Origin of the sequence: Verticiella sediminum (genome assembly GCF_007558815.1) — a bacterium.
Lineage (GTDB): Bacteria > Pseudomonadota > Gammaproteobacteria > Burkholderiales > Burkholderiaceae_B > Verticiella > Verticiella sediminum.
Map to the genome: position 1 here is coordinate 93,608 of NZ_VLTJ01000026.1, position 14,981 is coordinate 108,588.

The 14,981-nt window shown below is 65.0% G+C and carries 14 protein-coding genes; 8 read left to right on the plus strand and 6 right to left on the minus strand.

Features of this window, described 5'->3' with window-relative positions; all coding sequences use genetic code 11:
- Positions 1 to 41: 41 nt before the first annotated feature.
- The 4 genes from FOZ76_RS13425 to FOZ76_RS13440 form a co-directional block, all read right to left on the minus strand.
- A complete protein-coding gene (locus tag FOZ76_RS13425; RefSeq protein ID WP_143948783.1) occupies positions 42 to 1,016 on the minus strand; it encodes a Bug family tripartite tricarboxylate transporter substrate binding protein in 975 nt (324 codons plus the stop codon).
- Positions 1,017 to 1,132: 116 nt separating this feature from the next.
- Entirely contained in the window at positions 1,133 to 2,542 is a 1,410-nt protein-coding gene (locus FOZ76_RS13430; protein WP_170235436.1) for an FAD-dependent oxidoreductase, read from the minus strand.
- Positions 2,543 to 2,924: 382 nt separating this feature from the next.
- A complete protein-coding gene (locus tag FOZ76_RS28175) occupies positions 2,925 to 4,382 on the minus strand; it encodes an FAD-dependent oxidoreductase (RefSeq protein WP_281283000.1) in 1,458 nt (485 codons plus the stop codon).
- Entirely contained in the window at positions 4,369 to 5,205 is an 837-nt protein-coding gene (locus tag FOZ76_RS13440) for an IclR family transcriptional regulator (RefSeq protein WP_143948786.1), read from the minus strand. The genes FOZ76_RS28175 and FOZ76_RS13440 overlap by 14 nt, the downstream gene beginning before the upstream one ends.
- A 113-nt stretch (positions 5,206 to 5,318) precedes the next feature.
- On the opposite strand from FOZ76_RS13440, the gene FOZ76_RS13445 reads away from it, so the two are divergent.
- The 6 genes from FOZ76_RS13445 to FOZ76_RS13470 all read left to right on the plus strand — a co-directional run bounded on the left by FOZ76_RS13445 (position 5,319) and on the right by FOZ76_RS13470 (position 12,466).
- Entirely contained in the window at positions 5,319 to 6,308 is a 990-nt protein-coding gene (locus FOZ76_RS13445) for a Bug family tripartite tricarboxylate transporter substrate binding protein (protein WP_143948787.1), read from the plus strand.
- 21 nt (positions 6,309 to 6,329) lie between these two features.
- Positions 6,330 to 7,325 carry an NAD(P)H-quinone oxidoreductase gene (locus FOZ76_RS13450; RefSeq protein ID WP_143948788.1) on the plus strand — a complete coding sequence of 332 codons (996 nt, stop codon included), beginning with the start codon at positions 6,330 to 6,332 and terminating at the stop codon, positions 7,323 to 7,325.
- Between the two features lie 61 nt (positions 7,326 to 7,386).
- Positions 7,387 to 8,253, plus strand: a complete 867-nt coding sequence (locus FOZ76_RS13455) for a fumarylacetoacetate hydrolase family protein (protein WP_143948789.1) — start codon at positions 7,387 to 7,389, stop codon at positions 8,251 to 8,253.
- A gap of 1 nt (position 8,254) precedes the next feature.
- Positions 8,255 to 10,330 (plus strand): hydantoinase/oxoprolinase family protein, encoded by a 2,076-nt coding sequence (locus FOZ76_RS13460; protein ID WP_143948790.1) that lies wholly within the window; start codon positions 8,255 to 8,257, stop codon positions 10,328 to 10,330.
- Positions 10,327 to 12,090 (plus strand): hydantoinase B/oxoprolinase family protein, encoded by a 1,764-nt coding sequence (locus tag FOZ76_RS13465; protein ID WP_143948791.1) that lies wholly within the window; start codon positions 10,327 to 10,329, stop codon positions 12,088 to 12,090. Before FOZ76_RS13460 ends, FOZ76_RS13465 begins: the two co-directional genes overlap by 4 nt.
- 7 nt (positions 12,091 to 12,097) lie before the next feature.
- The gene (locus FOZ76_RS13470; RefSeq protein ID WP_143948792.1) at positions 12,098 to 12,466 is read left to right on the plus strand and encodes a hypothetical protein; all 369 of its coding nucleotides are present in this window, start codon (positions 12,098 to 12,100) and stop codon (positions 12,464 to 12,466) included.
- A gap of 213 nt (positions 12,467 to 12,679) precedes the next feature.
- On the opposite strand, the gene FOZ76_RS28365 is transcribed toward FOZ76_RS13470, so the two are convergent.
- Both FOZ76_RS28365 and FOZ76_RS28370 read right to left on the minus strand, forming a co-directional pair.
- Entirely contained in the window at positions 12,680 to 13,009 is a 330-nt protein-coding gene (locus FOZ76_RS28365) for a Ku family protein (RefSeq protein WP_425473277.1), read from the minus strand.
- A gap of 11 nt (positions 13,010 to 13,020) precedes the next feature.
- Complete coding sequence (locus FOZ76_RS28370; protein WP_425473279.1) at positions 13,021 to 13,320, minus strand: Ku protein; 300 nt, start codon at positions 13,318 to 13,320, stop codon at positions 13,021 to 13,023.
- A 388-nt stretch (positions 13,321 to 13,708) separates the two neighbouring features.
- Between FOZ76_RS28370 and FOZ76_RS13485 the strand changes: the two genes are divergently transcribed.
- Together FOZ76_RS13485 and FOZ76_RS13490 are read left to right on the plus strand one after the other, a co-directional pair.
- Positions 13,709 to 13,972 carry a type II toxin-antitoxin system prevent-host-death family antitoxin gene (locus FOZ76_RS13485; protein WP_143948794.1) on the plus strand — a complete coding sequence of 88 codons (264 nt, stop codon included), beginning with the start codon at positions 13,709 to 13,711 and terminating at the stop codon, positions 13,970 to 13,972.
- A 58-nt stretch (positions 13,973 to 14,030) separates the two neighbouring features.
- The gene (locus FOZ76_RS13490; protein ID WP_143948795.1) at positions 14,031 to 14,474 is read left to right on the plus strand and encodes a type II toxin-antitoxin system VapC family toxin; all 444 of its coding nucleotides are present in this window, start codon (positions 14,031 to 14,033) and stop codon (positions 14,472 to 14,474) included.
- The last annotated feature ends 507 nt before the right edge of the window (positions 14,475 to 14,981 follow it).

Sequence of the window (14,981 nt, forward strand, 5' to 3'; positions counted from 1 at the left end):
GGGCGCCCCTTGCCCCTCCCCTCGGCCAAGGAGGCTGCGCGCTAGCTCTCCTGGATCGTCAGATTGGCGCTGCGAATCAGGCCCCCCCAGCGGTCCGCCTCGGATTTGATGAAGGCCTGCGTTTCGGCCTGCGTCATTTTCATGGCCACCTGGCCGGTCTCGAAAAGCGCATCTTGGATGCGCTTTTCCTCGGCCGCCTGCATGACGATCTCCGAAAGCCTGTCCACGATCTCGGCCGGGGTTCCTGTAGGAGCGGCCAGTGCCAGCCATGAGCCGCCGACGAGGTCCGGATAGCCGCTTTCCGCGAACGTGGGAACGTCCAGACCGGGCCAACGCTCCTGCTCCAGCAGCCCGACGATCCGGACGCGCCCTGCCTTGTGGTAGGGCAAGGACCCATTCAAGGCATCGAGCTGGCTGTCGAGCAGCCCCTGGATGAGATCCATGTTCGCGGGCACATTGCCCTTGTACGGAACGCCCGTCATCCTAATCTTCAAAGTCTGCGCGACCAGCACGCCAAGGAGATGGTTGGCGCTGCCGGCGCCGATGTGGCCGTAGGTCACGGGCTCGGCTTGAGCCGCCGCCCATTGCGCGAACTCCTTCGGATCCTTCACCGGGACCCGGTTGGCCACCGTCAATACGTAGGGAAGCCGGCTGAGCAGCCCGATCGGCGTGAGATCCGCCACGCTGTATCCCGGCTCCTTGAAAAGGAACTGGTTGATGGAGAATATCGATGAGCCTGCCAGCAACAGCGTGTAGCCATCGGCAGGCGAGCGGGCGACGAATTGAGCGCCGATGCGCGCAGCCGCCCCTGGCTTGTTCTCGACGACCACCGATCCGTTCAACTCGCGGGCGATGCTTTCACCGTACATGCGTGCGATGCCGTCGGTCGTGCCGCCCGCCGCAAAGGGCACGATGAGCCTGATGGGCCGCGAAGGATATTGCTGCGCGCGCACCGGAAGATGCACCGCTGCCGCCGCGCAGCTTGCGGCGGTCACGAACTTGCGTCGATTCATCATGGAATGGGAACCTGGAAAGAATAAGCAACGGGATGGGCGTGGCGCCCGCTATCGGTATTCGTTCGAAGCCAACCTGCGCTTGGCCTGGGGGCCCGCCGACCTGCGAGCCCGGTCGGTCAGTGCCCGCCGGCCGATGCCGCCGCCTGGGCGCCCGCCTTACGTCCCGTGACGAGAGCGCAAGCCAGCCCGCCCATGTAGCCGCGGTTGCTCAGTCCACCGACATCGCAACCGGCGGCATAGAGATTCGGAAGTGCGCAATAGCTCACGTCCGCTGCATCGGCCAGCACCATCGGAAGCGTGGAAATGGTGCCCGTGCGCCGCAGTACCCGCATGTCCACGTCCGTGGCCAGCCCGCCGCAGGTGAACGTGATGCCCGCTCGCACCTTGACGGCCATGAAAGGCGGCTTTGCGATGGGATGCTGATTTCGCCTTCTTGGCGGCACGAGCTGATCGGCCGTGCCGGCCGTCAGCGCCTCGTTGAAGGTCCGAAGCGTGTTCAGCACTTCCTGCGGGGGTACGCCCCAGGCTTTCAACGCGTGCGCCAAGGCTTCCAGGCTGTCCGCGCGGATGACCGACGCACCGGCAGCTTCGGCGCGAGACACACTGACATGGGGAGGCGCCAGCACGAATTCCTGCGATATCTGCGCGATATCGCTGTCGATGATGTAGATCGCCGTCGCCTCTTCCTGCCTGGCGACTTCGGCATTCAGCGTTTCTTCCCCGGTCCCGGCCGATTCATCCGCGAAGCGCCTGCCGCTGAGATTCAGCGCCAGCGCGTAATTTCCGTATCGCTGGGTCATCTCGGAGAATTGCTTCGGCCCGAAACGCGCCGGCGGCGCGGCCATGGCATGGCCGTAGCATTCGCCCATGCCGCTCGTCAGGGCCGCGCCTAGATCCATCGCCACGCTCAGGCCGTCTCCGGTGCTCCAAGGGTTTGCGCGCAGATAGATGAAGTCCGTGTTCGGGGTAATCCAGCGAGCGAGTAACGCCGGGTTGCCCTGGAAGCCGCCCGTCGCCAGGATGACGGCGTCCGCCTCGAACACCTCCTCTGCGGTCTCGGACACGCGCAACTCGGCTGCGTAGCCCCGGTCGCAGACAGGCCGTAATCGATGCAGCGCCACTCCGGTCCGGATCCGGCCGCCCAGCGCCTCGATCTGACGGGTCATGGCGGCGATCACCTGGTCGGGTGCCACCGTTCGACCACGGCCATACCACTGGAACGGTCGGAAAGGCCCGCATTCGACACCCAGCTTCGCCAGCCAGTCGAGGTCCCGGACCAGACTTTCGGACACCATATCCTGCAGCGACTCGTTGCCGCGAACCTCGCTGCGCAGCGCGGAGGTGTCCTTGAACGTCCACACCAGGCCGTTCGATAGCCGCATGGAACCGCCGAGCTTCTCGCCCTTTTCGATCATGGTGACTGCCGCTCCCATCTCGAGCGCGGAAACGGCAGCGCACAATCCCGCCATGCCACCGCCCACGATCAGGACTTTCGGAACGCGCGGCGATTTCGATTCAGTCGTCAAGGCGCACCCCGCTTCGAAGCGCGCCGCTCCAGACAATTCCCGCTCCGTGGCGTCGCCGGGCCATGACCCGGATGGTCGATCCATTGCAAAGCATGTCTCCTTCACGTCTCGGAACCAGCGCGCCGGGTTGCAAGGCCTGAACAGCCACCGCTTGCCGGACGATATGCGCACGCGCTCGATTCCGATTTCTTTTTGGGTAACCTGGGTTACTCGTTATTGGTAACCGAAGTTACCATGCAAGACGGGCATATACAAGGGCTTTCCTGCTCGATGATGCCCAGGGGAAATCAGGTCATTCGAATGTGCCGACGGAAGGAGCAGCCCTGCGTGGCCAGTTGCTCGCGATGTCGGCATGGAGCGCCGTCGACGCCGAGCGTCGACCTTATTCCTGGCGCGCAGCCGTAGCTGCGGATCTGCCCGCTACGCGACCGGAAACGAATGCCCAGGCAAGATGGTGGCCGTGGCCCTTGAGCAGCAGGCCGCCCTGCCCGGCCGCTCCGGCCGCATACAGGCCCGGGATAGGCACGTTCGCCGCGTCCAGGACTTCAAGGCGAGGGCTGACCGCCAGCCCGCCGTCCGCAATCACCGTCACGGCCTGGATGGGCCCCAGCAGCAGATACGGGCCGCTCTCGAACCCTGCAGCTTGGGCCGTCTGCTGCAGCGCGGCCAGGGGCATGCCGCTGCGGGCAGCCAATGTGCGAATATCCCGGGCCCGCGTGCACAGGTCGGGACGATTGCGCTCATAGTCGTCGATGTAGGCGTAGGCAACCCCCGGCGCCGTTGAGATGAAATTCGGCCAATGCGAGAAGAGCGCCAATCGGGGGCCATCCATGAACAGCCACGCAGCATTGTCCGGCTGCCGGGCGATGCCATGGCCGATCTTCTCGCTATCGCGCAGGAACACTTCACCCTTTCTGTTGACCAGGGAGGCCCCCAACTTGAGCAAGTGCGCCTCGGGAGCCAGCGCCGTCGTCACGAAACTCATGACGAACGGACGCGCCAGGCGCGGCGGCAGTACGCGCATCGCCCATCGCATGATCGTGGTGATCGGCCGTACAGGGGGCAGCGACAGGAACCAGGGCCGGCGCGCCGGCGGCGCAAAGCGAAAACGCGGATCGCTGAGCGCGATGTCGCCATTGACGACGCGCCCACCCGACTCGCGCCCCATGCGCTGGCAATCCCCGGTGGCCAGACGGTTGATCGCGGGAATGTCCACCTGGTCGGCGTTGCCGAACTCGAGCTTGAATTCGCGGCTGGCGTTGAAGTCGCCGCCGGCCAGCACGACGGCCCCGGCATTCAGGACTTGCATATCGCCGTCCGGGCCGCGCGCCTGGACGCCCGTGACGCGCCCATCGGGCGCCTGCAACAGTTTCTCGGCCCGCGTCTGCAGCAGGCACTGTACGCCGGCCCGCCGTGCCCGGCGCGACAAATGGTAGATATAGGAACCCGAATTGGGCAGCACGTTGTGCATGCGCGGCTTGCGGTGCGGCGGCTCTTCGAAGACACCGATGAATTCGACGCCGCTTTCGCGCAGCCACGCCACGGCCTGCGCGGCATGACGCGTCAAGACCTCGCATAGCGCCATGTTGTCGCGCGCGGCCTGGTCGCCGGCCCAGGCGGGCATATCGGCGAGGTGGTCTTCCCAATGGTCCTGCACGCCGGCCGCGCGCTGATCGGGCGTTCCCGCGGCCGTGATGGAGCCGATCGACCAGCCCGTACTGCCGCCCAGACGCTCGCCCTTCTCGAGCAGCAGCACGGAACAGCCGGCCTCCGCGGCCGTGATGGCGGCCGCCAGGCCGGCGCCACCGCCGCCGACCACCAGAACGTTAGGCTTCTTCATGAAGTTCACCCACATGGGTGTGCGGCCAGACGGCGGCCAACTTCTTCGCAGCGGCAATGACCTTCGGGGCGCAACGCTCCAGGGCGGGACGATCCATGTGGGCCACTGGAGCGGCCAGCGTGACGACCCCCACGCACAGGGGCTCGTCCTGATCGAACGGTTGAATCATGACGGGTGCGCCCACTGCCCCCACGCCCAGGCCATGCTCTTCATACGAAATGGCATAGCCGCGCTCGGCCGTCAGGCGCAGGTCGGCCATGACTTCCTTGATTCCCGTCAGCGAATGCGGAGTCATGCGCTGCAGCCCACTCGCCAGAATCAACCGGCGCGCCTTGGCAAGGTCCAGCGTAGCCAGCCACGCCTTGCCGGCGGCATGCGTATGAAGGCCGATCTCGGTACTGTAGTTCGGGTCGATCTGGAGGATCCGCTTCTTCGTCAGGATCGACATCACCCACGTAATGGTGTCCTGCTCGACCACGGCCAGGCGGATGAACTCGCCCGTCTGGTCCGCCAGCTCGCGCAGGATCACCTGGCTTTGATTCAACAGCCGCGAACGCGACATTTTCCTCATGCCGACATTGCTGATCCGGTAGGTCAGGCAGTAATTCCCGGTGCGCTCGTCCTTGAAGACGTAGTGGGTCGCGATGAGCGTGTTGAGCAGCTTGAAAGCGATGGATTTGTTCACTCCCAGCAGGTTGAGGATCTCCGTGAACGACAAGCCATCCTGGGAATCGGCCAACTGCTCGATGATGAACAGGGCTCGCTCCACGCCAGTGATGGTCTCGGCCTGCTTCTCTTCCTGGATTTCGGGAATCTTGCTCATAGGTCTCGGCCCTGATTGACAGATTTTAGGTAACCCATGTTACCATGCCGACAATTTCATAGGTAACCTTGGTTACCATAAAAGTCGGGACCCTTCCTGCACTGGAGAGAGACATGCTCGTCCATCTGCGCCGCTGGGCAATGCTCTACGCCGCCCTGGCACTCGCCGCCCACAGCACTCAGACCCTTGCCGTCGAGGCATCGACACAGGGCTTTCCCAACAGGCCGATCAGACTCATCGTGCCGTATCCCGCCGGCGGATCCACCGACCAGTTGGCACGCATGATTGCCGAACCCATGTCCAAGTCGCTGGGACAAGCGGTCTTCGTGGAGAATCGCGGCGGCGGCAACACCATGATCGGCTCCGCGGCGGCCGCGCGCGCGCCGGCGGACGGCTACACGCTGCTGGTCAACAGCCTCGCGTTCTCCGTGAACGTACTGGTCACCAAGGAGCCCTCCTATCGCACCGAGGACTTCGTTCCGGTTGCTCCGCTGGTGACCACGCCCTATGTGCTGAGCACCAACCTTGATGTGCCGGCGCATTCGCTCAAGGAGCTGCTCGACTACGCGCGGCGCGCGCCCGACGAGGTCAACGCGGTCTCTCTGGGACTGGGCGGCGTGACGCACCTGCTCAACGAACGGCTGGCCGCGGCGACCCAAGTGCCGATCACCAGCGTTCACTATCGCGGGGCTGGCCCCGCGATGATCGACCTGCTGTCGGGCCAGGTTCAGTTCTTCATCGACACGGCCGTGACGGCCATGCCGAACCTGCGGGCGAACAAGCTGCGCCCGCTCGCGGCGACCTCCGCGGAGCGCTCGACATTGCTTCCGGAGGTACCGACCTTCAACGAGCTGGGTTATCCGGGCATGACGCAAGACTCGTGGTTCGGCGTCTTCGCGCCCACGGGAACGCCCGCCGAGATCGTGCAGCGGCTCAACCTCGAAGTTCGCAAGGCCATGGCCTCGCCGGAGGTCCGACAGATCGTCGCCCGTGACGGACTGACGGTGCCGGACTGGACACCACAGGAGTTCGGCCAGTTCATCCAGCAGGACACCGCCGCCTGGGCAGCCATCGTGAAACAGCTAAACATCCGGATGGACTGAACGACATCGTCGGATGAAGCCATGAAAGCCATTGAGATCAGCCAGCCCGGCGGCCCCGAGGCCCTGCGTCTGTGCGAGCGCCCGGAACCCACCGTCGGCGAGCAGGACGTGCTCATCCGCGTCGCTGCAGCCAGCGTGAACCGCCCCGACGTGCAACAGCGCAAGGGCCTGTACGACCCACCACCAGGGGCCTCGGATATCCCCGGCCTGGACACCGCCGGCGTCGTCGAACGGGTCGGTGCCGCGGTGGAGCGTTTTCGCCCTGGCGACCGGGTTTGCGCCCTATCCACCGGCGGCGGCTACGCCGAACTGTGCGCCGTGCCGCAAGGCCAGGTGATGCCGGTACCCGCCGGGCTGAGCCTGACGCAAGCCGCGTCGCTGCCCGAAGTGTTCTTCACGGCCTGGCACAACGTCTTCCAGCTATGCCGGCTGGACCGGGGCGAGACCCTGCTGATACAAGGCGGCACCAGCGGCGTGGGCCTGGCGGCGACCCAGATGGCGCGCGTACTGCGCGATGCACGCGTATTCGCGACCGCCGGCACCGACGAGAAATGCGCCGTCAGCCAGAACTACGGCGCCGAGCGCTGCGTGAACTACCGCAACGCTGCCTGGGCCGAAAGCCTGCGCCATCTCGCGGGGACGCACGGCTTCGACGTGATCCTGGATTCGCAGGCCGGCGACTACGTCGGCATCGAGGTCGAACTCCTGGCCATGGGCGGGCGCCTGGCTTTGATCGGCAACCATCGGGGCGAGCACTCCACGCTCCGCACCCGCTCGTTCGTACAGCGCAGCCTGACGCTCACCGGCGCGCAGATCCGCCGACGCGATACCGCCTTCAAGCAACGGATCGCCGACGAACTCGTAGAGCACGTGTGGCCGGAACTGGAGCGAGGGCGCGTCCGCACGCTGGTGCAGGCCACGTTCTCGCTCGAACAGGCGTCGATTGCGCACGAGATCCTCGACCGGAACCAGCAGATCGGCAAGGTGGTGCTGATCGTCGATCCGGCCATGGCCTGATGGCATCCCTCCCCGCTTCTTTTCGACGTCTTCCCTTCCCTCCTTGATCAGAACAAGTCCCATGAAATTCGTCAGTTTTGAAATCGATGGCAGCGCCTCTTACGGTATCCAGCAAGACGATGGCATACACGACCTGGGCCCGGTATTCGCCGCACAGGCGCCCGACCTGAAGACCCTCATCGCCTGCGGCCTGCTGGATCAAGCCATGGCTCACGTCCGCGGCCGCGCAGCCCAGCTGCGGGCCGGCGACGTCAAGCTGCTGCCGGTGATCCCGAATCCGGAGAAGATCATCTGCGTCGGCCTCAACTACGGAGAGCACGTACGCGAAACGGGGCGCGAAGTCACCGAAAGCCCGACGCTGTTCCTGCGAGTCGCTTCGTCGCAGATCGCGCACGATGAAGCCCTCGTGCGTCCCGCCGAGTCCGCCAAGCTGGACTATGAAGGCGAGATCGCGGTCATCATCGGCCGCGGCGGGCGGCGTATCGCGGCGGCCGATGCGTGGTCCCACATCGCCGGGTATGCCTGCTACAACGACGGCTCCGTGCGCGACTGGCAGACCTCTACCTCGCAGTGGACCGCGGGCAAGAACTTCTGGCGCACCGGCGCCTTCGGCCCATGGATGACGAGCGCCCACGACATCCCGCCCGGACACGTGATGACGCTGGTGACGCGCCTGAATGGACAGGAGATGCAACGCACGACGACGGACAAGATGATCCACGACATCCCGAGCCAGATCGCCTACGTCTCCACCTTCGTCCCCTTGGCGCCGGGCGACGTGATCGTGACCGGCACCCCGGGCGGCGTTGGCGCCAAGCGCAATCCGCCGGTCTTCATGAAGCATGGCGATGTCGTGGAGGTCGAAGTCGACGCCATCGGGGTGCTACGCAACACCGTCTGCGACGAAAGCCGGCTGACGGAGGCCTGACATGCAGAAAGGCAGCAGACTGGCTGCGGACATCGGCGGCACGTTCACCGATGTCGCCTATTTCGATCCTGCCAGCGGCGCCCTGTCGCTGGGCAAGACGCTCAGCACGCCGGAGCGAATGGTGGACGGCATTGCCAACGGCGTCGGCAAAGCCGGCACGTCCTTCGATCAGGCGGAGACCTTTCTCCATGGATCGACCGTCGCGATCAATGCCCTGCTCGAGCGCAAGGGCGCGCGCACGGCATTACTGATCACCGAGGGGTTCCGGGACATCTACGAGATCGGCCGCATCAACCGGCCCGATGCCTACAATCTGTTCTTTCGCAAGCACGTCCCGCTGGTCGAACGGCGGCTGCGTTACGAGGTGCGCGAGCGGCTGACGGCCGAGGGAGACGTGGACACGCCGCTGGACGAAGCGGGCATACAGCGCATCTGCGATCGCATGCTCGAGGAGGGCATCGAAGCGGTGGCCATCCTGCTGCTGCACTGCTATGCCAATCCCAGCCACGAGCTTGCGGTCAAGGCGATCGTGCAGCGGCGCCTGCCCCAGGCCTTCGTCACGGCATCACACGAGCTTTCGCAGGAATACCGCGAGTTCGAACGCTGCTCCACCACCGTTGCCAATGCGTTCGTCGGGCCCATCGTAAGCCGGTACGTTGCGCAGATAGATTCGCGCCTGCACCGGGAGGGCTTCGACGGCAAGTTCCTCATCGTCCAGTCCACCGGCGGGCTGTATGAATCGCAGCAGGCACAACGCCAGTGCGTGCGCATGCTCGAATCGGGCCCGGCCGCCGGCGTGATCGGTGCGCACGCCCTGTGCCGGGCGCTCGGCTTGAAGGACGCGGTGGCTTTCGACATGGGGGGCACCACCGCCAAGGCGGGCGTGATCCATGACGATACCGTCATGACGACGAACCTCGCCATGGTCGGCGGCTACAACGAAGGCCTGCCGATCCAGATACCGCTGGTGGATGTGTTCGAGGTGGGCACGGGCGGCGGCAGCATTGCCGAGGTCGGCCTGGGCGGGGCGCTGCGTGTCGGCCCGCACAGCGCCGGTGCCGAGCCAGGGCCCGCCTGCTACGGCCGCGGCGGCGGCTTCGCCACGGTGACGGATGCCAACCTTGTCCTCGGGCGTCTGGATGCGCAGAACTTTCTCGGCGGCGAGATGCCGCTGGACGTCTCCGCGGCCACCGAAGCGATTCGCGCCAAGGTGGCCGAGCCCCTGGGCATGGACACGGTGGCGGCCGCCGAGGGCATCCTGCAGATCGCGGTGACCAAGATGTCCTACGCCGTCAAGGGCGTTTCGACCGAGCGCGGTTTCGACGCCGCGGCCTTTCCGATGATCGCGTATGGCGGCGCAGGCCCGCTGCACGCCAGCGCCATCGGGCGGGAGATCGGCATCCGGCACCTCATCATTCCGCGCGCGCCGGGCCACTTCTGCGCCTTCGGCATGCTGCACTCCGATCTGCGCTACGACAACGTACGCACCACGTTCCGCAAGCTGGAAGACCTGGACTTCGACGAGCTGGAACAGGCCCTGGCCGAGCTGGCCGCGCAGGGACACCGCTCGCTCGAAGAGAGCCGCGTACGGACCGCCCATGTCAGAGTCGACTACGCCGCCGACATGCGCTACGTGGGACAGGAGCATTCGGTGACGGTCGACATCACGGCGTCCCTGCTGAGCGCGCGCGACCACGCAGCGCTGAAGCGCCGGTTCGACGAAGTGCATCAGTTCCGCTACGGCACTTGCGCACCCGCCGAGAAGGTGGAAATCGTCACGCTGCGCGCCACGGTGGTCGGCGTGATGGACAAGCCGCCGATGGAGAAGATCCCGCAGGGCGAGGCGGCACCGCCGGTTGAGGCGCGCCGGGGCGCGCGCGAGGTGTATTTCAGCGAGACCGGCAAGGCTGTGCCCACCGAGGTATTCGACCGCGACCGCCTGTTGGCCGGCAATCGAATCAGCGGACCGGCTCTCGTCGAAGAGCACGCCTCCACCACCGTGGTGCTGCCGGGCGACGAACTCGAAGTGGACGCCTACGGGAACCTGAGAATCGATTTGGGAGTAAAGCAGGCATGACTCTGTCCAATCCACGCAGGCACGCGGATGCCGTGCTGACCGAGATCGTACGCAACGGCGTGCTGGCCGTGACCGAGGAGATGAAGACCAACCTCATGCGCACGGCCTACAACATGATCATCTACGAGGCCCTCGACTTCACGGTCGGCCTCTTTACCGCCGAAGGAGAGACGATTTCCATCGGTATCGGGCTGCCGAGCTTCATCCGCGGCATGTCCAATACGATCAAGGCCAAGCTCGCGTACTACGCCGCCCCGGAGAACGGCACGATCGGGCCGGACGACATCCTGGTGACCAACGACGCCTATATCACCGGCAGCCACCTGAACCATTTCACGTTCAGCCAGCCCATCTTCTTCGACGGCAAGCTCAGCGCCTGGGCGTGCTGCATGGCGCACTGGCCGGACGTGGGCGGCGCACTCGGCGGCGTGACCTCGGACATCTATTCCGAGGGCATCCAGATTCCGGTCATGAAGTACCGGGACAACGGGCGCATCAACGACGACCTCGTGCGTATCATCAAGACGAACGTGCGCCTGGCCGAGCGGGCGATGGGCGATCTGCGGGCGCAGATCATCGCCGTCAACACCGGGCACCGCCGCTTCACCGAGATCCTGCAGCGCTATGGACGGGAGCCTGTACTGGAATCGATCTCGCGCATCATGGACCTTTCCGAAGCGGCGGCACGCGCGCGCACCCGCTCGATTCCCGACGGCGTCTACGAAGCCGAGTCGTTCATGGATGACGACGGGCTGGATATCGGCTCGCGCGTGCCCATCAAGGTTCGCGTGATCAAGCGCGGCGAGGAGATTACGGTCGATCTGTCCGAGGTCAGCCCGCAGGTCAGGGGGTTCTTCAATTCGGGGCCCAGCACGGGCTATTCGTGCGCGCAGGTGGCATACAAGTGTCTTACTTCACCCACCGACTACCCCATCAACGAAGGCAGCTTCCGGCCGCTGAAGGTCATCGTTCCCGAAGGCACCGTGGTCAGCGCCAGCAAACCAGCCGCCATGCGCAAATGGATGACCTTCCCGATGACCGTGGTGGACACCATCTTCAAGGCGATGGCCAGTGCCATTCCCGACCGCACGATCGCGGCGCATCACGCGGACCTCGTGATCGCGCTGTTCCACGGCCTCTCGCCGCGCGACGGCAAGTTCTTCATCGGGTTCGTCGGCCCCACCGGCGGCGGCTGGGGCGCCAAGCAGAACGAAGACGGGATGAGCGGCGTGGTGTGTTCCAACGACGGAGACACGCACAACAGCCCATGCGAGCAACTGGAAGCCAAGTATCCGATCCTGATCGAACGCCAGGCCTTGCGTCCCGATTCCGGCGGCGCCGGCCGGTACCGCGGCGGCCTTGGCACCGAGACTGTCGTGCGCGCACGTGCCCCCATGTCGGTCGATGTGCAGTCCGACCGCATGCATTGCCCGCCCTGGGGGCTGGACGGCGGGCACGCCGGCCTGCCCAACGAAGTGTTCGTGGCCACCCGGGGCGAAGACCCTGACGACCAACAGACCGGCAAGGTGCGCAATCAGCGGCTGCGGCCAGGCGACCGGCTGTTCCTGCGTGCCGGCGGCGGCGGCGGCTTCGGCTCGCCGCAACAGCGCGACCCGGAGCAGGTGGCCCGAGACGTTCGCCAGGGCTACGTCAGCATGCAGAATGCGCGTGAGAAATACCGGGTGGCGCTGCACGAGAACGGCGCCGTCGATACGCAGGCCACGCAAGCCCTGCGCGCCGCTGACGCCACGGTGGAGTGAGCGGCCCATGGGAGGCGCAAACCCTGCGAGCAACCCTGCCCTGCGCGCCATCGGCCTGATGGCCGCATGGCGGCGCGCAACCGCCACCCACATGGCGCTGTCGGGTGGGCTCGCCTGCGCCTGCGGCTCGCCGTTCGACGGCCTGTCCGGCGCCGCGCTGGAGCGCGACCTGGTCCTGTACGTCTACGAAAAACACCGCGCCACGCACGCTCTGCGGCCGGTGTTCGAACAGGCCGGGTGCACGGACGATGACGATTGCGACCTCGCGAGCCTGATGCGCGCCATTACCGGGGCATCCTCGTCCGACGAGGCGGCGATCCAGCATCTGCTGGATGACCTGGAGACGGCCATCTCTGGGTTGAGCCAAAGTTGTTGATGACCGGCCGGCGGTGGTGCGTGCCGGCTCGATCCCGGTTTCAGGCACCGGTCCGGAAACCATCCCTGTCCACGCGGAGTCAGCTTCCTTCTTTGGGCCAGGTCATCGTGACCGGAAACAGTCACGGCCGCGGGCGAGACTGGCGCAGTCAGGCTCGATGCACAGCACGCGAGCCCGCCCCAGCTAACGGCCCAACACCAGTTGACAGGCCTGTTACAAACTTCCCGACCCGGATGATGGGCCTTGCGAACAAGGCTGCTGGGGCGCGGTCAGGTCCAACACCTCGGCGCCTGCCGGCGCACCGGCTTCTCGCTCCACTCTGACGACGTCTTCGATATCGCCGGCCTGCGCCTTTGCCTCGATCAGACGGTTGATTTCGTCAGCGAAGGAATTGCGGAAGTTGTCCGCATCCCACTTCTGCGTCATGTCCTCGATGAGCTGCATCGCCATCGTCAGCTTGGCGTCCTTGATGCCAGCTACCTTGGCGTCGAGCGGCGGCAGGTTCAGTTGCTCGAACGAGCGGATCTCGCCACCCCAACGCAAGAGGTTCAGGGTCAGCGCTCGGCCGCAGGCCGCTCCAGGTAGACGAATGGGATTTCATCGGCATCCAGAAATGCCTCGATCTCGATGGTCTGCGTGACCTTCGGAAAGGCGGCTTCGATCTCGTCGGGTGACAGGATCGCGTACCGCCCGTCCTCATAGGCAACGTCCTTCACGGTGTCTGAAGAAGCGATTTCCTTGCCGGTGACCTTATTGACGCGTTTGTAGCCGACTGGCTCCATTGAGCGTTTGTCGAGCCAATCAAAATCGATGCCGGATGCGGACCAAGCCAAAGCTGATGGCCCCTTTTCCACATCGTCCGGGACTCCTCTTCAGAAACGCCAGACTCTGAGTCCAGTCGCGCACCTCGTAGGGCGTATTCAAATCGATCAACTTGCGATCGTGGGCTGTCTTATTCTTGTCGTCGCCCATGGTGCGGACCTCGTTATAGAAGAGACGGTTGCTTCACATCACCAGCATGTTTCAGTCCCTCTGCACCAGAAAACAGAGCAACCCGATGTCAGCGGATTCTGGAGTATGCGCCGGCCCGACGCGAGCTACCTGAGCCCTTGCTGAACATTGCTAATGTTGCTAACATTGAAATTAGGTTGAATATCCTTGCCCAGCCCGAGGACAAGCATGGACCCGATAATTGCTCAAGGACTGGAGCTGACGCAGGTATGGATTCGGAGAGGTCACACCATGGGACACGCACACATCAAAACCGTCACGAGCCGTGAGTTCGTGCACAACGTGAGCGCAGCCAAGCGCGTGGCCAGCGCAGGCGGCACCGTCATCATCACTGACCGTGGCGAGCCCGCGCTCGCGCTCATTCCGATCGCCGAGTACCGTCGCCTGACGAAGACCGACAGGAACTTGGTCGAGCTGCTGCGCATGCCCGAGGCCGATGATGTCGACTTCGATATTGAGCCGATCCGCATCGACGCAAGGGAGCTGGACGCATGACGACAACGCAAGCCCTCAAGACAGGCCGCCTGGCCGTCATCAGCGGCCAAGTACAGCGATGCTGATACTGGACACCAACGTCATTTCCGAGGTCCGCAAGAGGGCGTGCGATCCCAGTGTGGAGGCCTGGATGGCCGCACAAGCCACTGACCAGCTATACATCACGGCCATCACGGTACTGGAGATCCAGCGCGGCATCAGCCAGGCCGCGCAGCGCGGGAACGACGCACGGGCGGCGGTATTGGCGCGCTGGCTTGATGACATGGTGCTGCCGGCATTCGCCGGCCGCGTCGTACCGATAGACCACGTGATCGCCCGGCGAGCCGCGAAACTGCCATGGGCCGACAGCCGTGACTATCGTGATCCGCTGATCGCTGCCACGGGCCTGGTGCACGGCGCGCCCGTGGTCACGCGCAACACTAAGCACTTTGAGGTGTCCGGGGTGCAGCTCATCAATCCCTGGGAGTTTCTGTCCGAGAAGCCCGGAGGCGGCCGAGCGTAAGGGCCCGCACCGCGGGCTGTAGATCTAGATGTGCTGCCCCGCGTCAACCACTGCCCGACAGTCATGGTGTGGGCACGCCTCTCCCGGCGGCTCACCCCACATCTCGTGGAGTTCTCTTAGCGCGGCGGCTTTGATGGCTTCCTGCTCGGCCAGGGGGCAAGCGCTCGTGGTACGCCGGCTCCAGAATGGGTGCTGAGCGGCAGAACCCGCAAGATCTATTACCGCTTCGGCAGCGGAAGGGGCGTCCTAGCCCGAAAACTCGACCTATCGGTGCTTCGATGCGTGCGCCAGGATCTCTGTAGCGGCGCAATCGAATTTGAGCTCATTTCGGCATGCCGACAGTCTCGAAAGTCGACGGGCGTGAGATCGCAGGCGCTCGCAAGCGGTTCAGAGGCGCCAGCGACCGGTTCGAAGATCTACGCACCGCCGCGATGGAGGCCGGCCCACACGGCTTACCGCAAGAAGACGCCCAGCAGCAGTTGGCCGCGGCCAGAGCCAGGCTGGGTC